General features: G+C 64.8%; 6 protein-coding genes and 1 pseudogene. All 7 read right to left on the reverse strand.

Translation table 11 applies throughout. The annotated features are described in order from the left end of the window. Positions 1-12: 12 nt before the first annotated feature. On the reverse strand, positions 13-1,899 hold the full coding sequence (locus tag EN780_RS24465) for an MFS transporter (protein ID WP_128275556.1): 1,887 nt from the start codon (positions 1,897-1,899) through the stop codon (positions 13-15). Between the two features lie 185 nt (positions 1,900-2,084). Beyond that, the gene (locus EN780_RS24470; protein ID WP_128275557.1) at positions 2,085-2,876 is read right to left on the reverse strand and encodes an ATP12 family chaperone protein; all 792 of its coding nucleotides are present in this window, start codon (positions 2,874-2,876) and stop codon (positions 2,085-2,087) included. 10 nt (positions 2,877-2,886) lie between these two features. Beyond that, positions 2,887-3,759, reverse strand: a complete 873-nt coding sequence (locus EN780_RS24475; protein WP_189556697.1) for a DMT family transporter — start codon at positions 3,757-3,759, stop codon at positions 2,887-2,889. 41 nt (positions 3,760-3,800) lie between these two features. Continuing rightward, positions 3,801-4,787 carry an RluA family pseudouridine synthase gene (locus EN780_RS24480; RefSeq protein ID WP_128275559.1) on the reverse strand — a complete coding sequence of 329 codons (987 nt, stop codon included), beginning with the start codon at positions 4,785-4,787 and terminating at the stop codon, positions 3,801-3,803. A gap of 99 nt (positions 4,788-4,886) precedes the next feature. Beyond that, on the reverse strand, positions 4,887-5,261 hold the full coding sequence (gene crcB, locus EN780_RS24485) for a fluoride efflux transporter CrcB (RefSeq protein ID WP_128275560.1): 375 nt from the start codon (positions 5,259-5,261) through the stop codon (positions 4,887-4,889). A 31-nt stretch (positions 5,262-5,292) separates the two neighbouring features. Then, entirely contained in the window at positions 5,293-5,661 is a 369-nt protein-coding gene (locus tag EN780_RS24490; protein WP_128275561.1) for a DUF779 domain-containing protein, read from the reverse strand. A gap of 63 nt (positions 5,662-5,724) precedes the next feature. Next, positions 5,725-6,634, reverse strand: a pseudogene (gene adh / locus EN780_RS24495) (aldehyde dehydrogenase); the annotation flags it as partial.

A 6,634-nucleotide genomic window follows, 5' to 3' on the forward strand; every position in this document is an offset into this window, starting at 1 on the left:
CCTGAGCAGCGCCTACTGCTTGGTGTTGAGGTCGGTTCCCAGCGTATCCCTGACGAAGATCATGCCGATGATCAGCGACATGGCGGCGATCACCACCGGGTACCAGAGGCCGTAATAGATATCGCCCTTGTAGGCGCTGAGCGCGAATACCGTCGCCGGCAAGAGACCGCCGAACCAGCCATTGCCGATGTGGTAGGGCAGCGACATGCCGGTGTAGCGGATGCGGGTCGGGAACATCTCGACCAGGATCGCCGCGATCGGCCCGTAGACCATGGTGACGAACAGCACGAGGATGAACAGGATGCCGATGGTCATCGGCCAGTTCACCGCCGCCGGATCGGCGAACATGGCAAACGCGCCGCCGCCCGGAATGCTGTAGACGGTGATCTCGGGCGCACCCGCCGCCTCATCCTTGGTCAGCAGCTTGTCTTTGACGGCCTGGTCGACAGCAACCGTCGTCTTCTCGCCGCCGCGGATCGCCGCCGCGTCGAGCTTGAGCTCGGGATTGGCCGCGACAAAGGCGTCGAGCTTCTGGTCCGGCACCTTGGCCGCCGCGCGCTTCAGCGGATAACCGCCGTCCCGCAACGACATGTTGACCGCCTTGACGAAGGCAGCGTCCTTGGCCTTGGCCTGATCGCCGGCGGCGACGGCGTCGTAGGACTCCACCGTCTCATTGCCGATCTTGACCGATGCGGCCGTTCCAGGTGCCGCCGTCGTGACCACGTCGTAAGGCACCGAGTTCTTGGTCAGGAACGAGGTGGCGATATCGCAGGACGTCGTGAACTTCGCCGTGCCGACCGGGTTGAACTGGAACTTGCAGTCGCCGGGCGCCGCGGTCACCGTCGCACGGGTGTTCTGCTGCGCGGTGGCGAGCGCCGGATTGGCAGCCCAGGTCAGTGCCTTGAACAGCGGGAAGGTGCAGACGATGCCCAAGGCGAGGCCGGCCATGATGATCGGCTTGCGGCCGATCTTGTCGGAGAGCCAGCCGAACACGACGAAGAAGATCGAGCCGATCGCCAGCGCCACCGCGATCATGATGTTGACCGACTGCGGATCGACCTTCAGCACGTTCTGCAGGAAGAACAGCGCGTAGAACTGGCCGTTGTACCAGATCACGGCCTGGCCGGCGGTGAGGCCGAGCAGCGCCAGCAGCGCGATCTTGGCGTTCTTCCACTGGCCGAAGGCTTCCGAGAGCGGTGCCTTCGAACCCTTGCCTTCCTCCTTCATGCGCTGGAACGTCGGCGACTCCGAGAGCGAGAGCCGGATCCAGATCGAGATGGCAAGCAGCAGGAAGGAGACGATGAAGGGAATGCGCCAGCCCCAATCGGCATAGGTTTCCTTGCTCATCGACCCCTGCACGATGAGGATGACGATCAGCGACAGGAACAGACCGAGCGTCGCCGTCGTCTGGATCCAGGAGGTGTAGAAGCCGCGGCGATCGTCGGGGGCATGCTCGGCGACATAGGTGGCGGCGCCGCCATACTCGCCGCCGAGCGCCAGGCCCTGCAGCATGCGCAGCCCGATCAGGATCACCGGCGCGGCGATGCCCCAACTGGCATAGCCGGGCAAGAGACCGACCAGGAAGGTCGACAGGCCCATGATCGTCATGGTGACGAGGAAGGTGTATTTGCGGCCGACAAGATCGCCGATGCGGCCGAACAGCAGAGCGCCGAAGGGGCGGACCAGGAACCCGGCGGCGAAGGCGAGCAGCGCGAAGATGTTGCGCGTCGCTTCCGGCGCCGACGTGAAGAAGGTGGCGCCGATGAAAGCCGCCAGCGAGCCGTAGAGATAGAAGTCGTACCATTCGAAAACGGTGCCGAGCGAGGAAGCGAAGATAACTTTCTTCTCCTCCCGCGTCATGCCGCGGCTTGTTCCGCCGGCGGTCGATGCCATTGCCATTGAAAGTCCTCCCGTGAGATCCCGTCTGTCCGCGATGGCTGCGCGCCATCGTCCACCTCTCCTCCGAGAGCAGACTCAAAGACGCAGCCACAGGTAAAAAGTGGCAGAAAGCGCCGGCGAAAGGCACCGCGACGATGGGATTATGACTTTCGTATTAGGTGCAGTGCGAAAGCGGAGCGCTGCGCTCAGGCTTTCAGCGCCTCGAGCAGGCCGATGGCCGCCAACATGTCGCGCTTGCGGGCCGAGCGGCGCGCCACGGCCTCGGCGTCCTGGCCCCAATGCTCGATCTGCCAGTCCTCGTCGACATGGGCTGCGGCCCAGGCCGTTTCGCCATCGAGTTCGCCGAAATCGACAGCCATGGCCAGCAGCGCCGATCCGGTCAGCGAGGTCATGACATGGATGGCGGCGAGCCGCAGCGGCTCGTTGCGCTGAGCAAGATGGGCGCCGAGCACGGCGATGGTCTCGCGCGGCTGCTCGACATGGACGATGCCCTCGGCGAGAAGGAAGCGTGCGCCAAGCGCGCTGCGCGCCCAGTCGATGACCAGGTCCCAAAGCTGGTTCTGCCGGTCTACCAGCCCTTGCGGGCCATCGGCGCGGTAGCAGAGCAAGTCGGACGAGGCGAAGCGCAGGATATCCTCCAGCACCGCTTGCGGATCGCTGGCGACGCCGTCGATGGCGGTGTTGACGAGGCGCATGACCGGCATGGTGACGGGGTCGATGACCTCGCCTTGCGCGTCGAACTCGCCGGCAACCAGGGCCGCCGCCTTTTCGGTTGGCAGGGCCAGCAGTGCCTTGCCCGGCGTGCGTACCGGCCTGCCGTCGAGATGGACGGCAAAGCCTTCCTCAACCGGCGCGAGCGAGACGGCCTTGTAGAAGCGCTTCGGCAGCGGCGTCTTCATCTGGATCTGGGCGCGGCGCACGGGATCGGGATCGGAGAGCTGCTTTCCCGCTTCGAGGTCATTGAGGATGTCGCGCATGTCGAACTCCTTACGCTGGAACCTGCCTGCGCGGCCGGTTGACGATGATCAGGCCGGCGGCGATCAGGCCGAGCGCCAGGAAGATCCTGACCGTCGGTGGTTCGCTCAGCAGCACCGCGCCGCACAGAACGCCGAAGACCGGGGACAGGAAGGCGAAGCTCGACAGGCCGGCCGCCGGATAGCGCGTGAGCAGCCAGAACCACAACACATAGGTGAATGCGACGATATAGAAAGACTGGAACAGCAGCGCCAGGGTCGGCAAGGCGGTGACCGCGCGGATCGGCGGGCCGGCGAAAGGCATTACCAGCAAACCGACGACAGCTGCGCCAGCCAGCTGGTAGAGCAGCAGTTTCTCGGCGCTGGTCTCGACCAATTTCGACCGCTTGATGACGATGCTGGTCATCGCCCACAGGATCCCCGACCCGAGGCTGAGCAGATCACCGGTGAGTGTGGCATTGTTGCCGGCAACGATGCCGTCGGAGAAGACCGCCGCAAGGCCGCAGAAGGCCAGCACCAGTCCGCCCAGCTTGCGTGCATTGATGCGCTCGCCGAGCAGGAAATGACCGCCGATCAAGACCCAGAACGGCATGGTGTTGACCAGCAGCGTGTTGCGGGCAACGGTTGTGTATTCCAGCCCGATATAGAGGCACAGGAACTCGACCCCGAAGAGCACCCCGACAATGATGCCGGCGACAAGCGTCCCGTCCGCTTCGAACAGCTTGATGCCGCGGAGCCGACACCAGCCGAGCACGCAGAGCCCGCCGAGGATCGAGCGCGCGATCGAGACGAAGACGGGATCATAGCCGGCGTAGGAGACCTTGGCGGCGACATAGTTCAGCCCCCAGGAGAAGGTCAGCCCGACCATGATCGCGGCGGCCGCCATGTCGACCGCGTCGCGGCGGTCGAGCGTGCCGGTGACGCCGCTCACCCCTCCTCCTCCGCGCTCTGCTCATCGAAGCCGATCAGATTCCAGCTCTGGCGCATATGCGGCGGCATCGGCGCGGTGACGTCGATGACGCCCTTGTCCGGGTGCGGGATGAGGATGCGGCGCGCATGCAGATGCAGTCGGTTCTGCATGCCGCCCGGAAAATCCCAATTGGTATCGGCCTCGAAATATTTGGGATCGCCGATGATCGGGCAGCCGATATGAGCGGCGTGGACGCGCAGCTGATGGGTGCGACCGGTATAGGGCTCCATCTCCAGCCAGGACAGCGATTGCGCCGCCTGCTCGACGACGCGGTAGTAGGACACCGCATGGTCGGCGCCCTTCTCGCCGTGTTTGGCGATGCGCACGCGGTCGCCGTCCGGCGTCGGCTCCTTGATCAACCAGGTCGAGATCTTGTCTTCGCGCTTCGGCGGCACGCCCTTGACCAGCGCCCAGTAGGTCTTCTTGGTCTCGCGCGCCCGGAAGGCTTCCGACAGCTTCATCGCCGCAAGGCGGGTGCGGGCGACCACCAGTACGCCGGAGGGGTCGCGATCGAGCCGGTGCACCAGGCGCGGCTTCTCGCCCTTCTGGTTGCGCCAGGCCTCCAGCATGTCGTCGACATTGCGGGTGACGCCGGAGCCGCCCTGCACGGCGAGCCCCGCCGGCTTGTTGAAGACGAAGACCTTCGCATCCTCGTGCAGAAGCATCTTGGCGAGCACATCGGCGTCGCCCTGGTTGCGGATCGAATGGCCGGTGAGCGGCGCATCGCCCTTCTTGTCGACCTCGAGCGGCGGAATGCGGACCGTCTGGCCGGGCTCGACGCGGGTGTCGGCCTTCACCCTGCTGCCGTCGACGCGGATCTGGCCGGAGCGCAGGAGCTTCTGCAGATGGCCGAAGCCGAGACCCGGAAAATGAGTCTTGAACCAGCGGTCGAGCCGCATGCCCGCCTCGCCGGCTTCCACCGTGATCTGTTCAACGCCTGCCATTTGTCTCGCTTTGCCTCTTCGGAAGCGGGGGCAATAGCACTAATGCATGTCGCCCAAAAGTGTCTGGCGGTTTTGGGACAACGACATGCATGAACAAACCTAAGGCAGGCTTCTTGCGAGCCAAAGACCCAGAAACAGGGCGAGGATCGCGCCAATGACGCTGGCGAGCGCGTACCCGAACGCCGGTAGCGTCGCGCCGCGCTCCCAAAGCGTGGCGAAATCGAGCGAAAAGGCCGAGAAGGTGGTGAAGCCGCCGAGGATGCCGGTGGCCACGAACAGCCGCACTTCGTTCGAGCCGCCGCGCCGCGCGAGCACGGCGATGAACAGGCCCATGGCGAACGAGCCGAGGATGTTGATCGCCATCGTGCCCCAGGGATAGTTGGGGCCGACCAGGCGCAGGGCGCCCATATTGGTCAGGTGGCGGATGCCGGCGCCGATGCCGCCGCCGATGACAACGAGAAGTAGATTGGCCATGGCGGCTTTCTGCCGTTGCCGGATTGCCCGGTCAATCCCTCTCGATGGCGGAGGGAACCACGCAGATCGTCGAGCGCGTCAGAAACCGCCTCTCGCGGCCGTTGTCGAGCGAGAACATGCCGCCCCTGCCCGGCACCACGTCGATGATCAAATTCGTGTGTTTCCAGGCCTCGTATTGCGAAGCGCTGATAAAGACCGGCGTGTCGCCGATCTCGCCCAGCATGACGTCGCCGTCGCCGACGATGAAATCGCCGCGCGGGTAGCACATCGGCGAGGAGCCGTCGCAGCAGCCGCCGGACTGGTGGAACAGAACCGGGCCGTGATCGGCGATGATCTCGGCGAGGAACGCCTCTGCCTCCGGCGTGGCGGACACTTTGCCCAGCGATGTCTTGTCCAAGATGTCCTCCTCCTGTTTGAAGGGAGGACGCGGCGAACCGCGCCCTCCCCGCTCCTCGGGAGTCGATCAGAAGAAGCCGAGCTTCTTCGGGCTGTAGCTGACCAGCATGTTCTTGGTCTGCTGGTAGTGGTCGAGCATCATCTTGTGCGTCTCGCGGCCGATGCCGGACTGCTTGTAGCCGCCGAACGCCGCATGCGCCGGATAGGCGTGGTAGCAATTGGTCCACACGCGACCGGCCTGGATGGCGCGGCCGAAGCGGTAGCAACGGTTCGCATCGCGGCTCCAGATGCCGGCGCCGAGGCCGTAGAGCGTATCGTTGGCGATCGACAGCGCCTCGTCATCATCCTTGAAGGTCGTGACCGACACCACCGGTCCGAAAATCTCCTCCTGGAAGATGCGCATCTTGTTGTGGCCGCGGAACACGGTCGGCTTGACGTAGTAGCCGCCGGCAAGGTCGCCCGGCAGATGGTTCTGTTCGCCGCCGGCTAGCACCTCGGCCCCTTCCTGGCGGCCGATGTCGAAGTAGCTCAGGATCTTTTGCAGCTGCTCGCTCGACGCCTGCGCGCCGATCATCGTGGCGGGGTCGAGCGGATCACCCTGGACGATCGCCTCGACACGCTTCAGCGCCCGCTCGATGAACCTGTCGTAGATCTTCTCATGCACCAGCGCCCGGCTCGGGCAGGTGCAGACCTCGCCCTGGTTGAGCGCGAACATCACGAAGCCCTCGATCGCCTTATCGAAGAAGTCGTCGTCCTCCGCCGTCACATCCTGGAAGAAGATGTTGGGCGACTTGCCGCCGAGCTCGAGCGTCACCGGGATCAGGTTCTGGCTGGCATATTGCGAGATCAGCCGGCCCGTCGTCGTTTCGCCGGTGAAGGCGATCTTGGCGATGCGGTTGGACGACGCCAGCGGCTTGCCGGCCTCGAGCCCGAAACCGTTGACGATGTTGAGCACGCCCTCCGGCAGAAGGTCGCCC

Source organism: Mesorhizobium sp. M4B.F.Ca.ET.089.01.1.1 (assembly GCF_004022605.1).
Lineage (GTDB): Bacteria > Pseudomonadota > Alphaproteobacteria > Rhizobiales > Rhizobiaceae > Mesorhizobium > Mesorhizobium abyssinicae.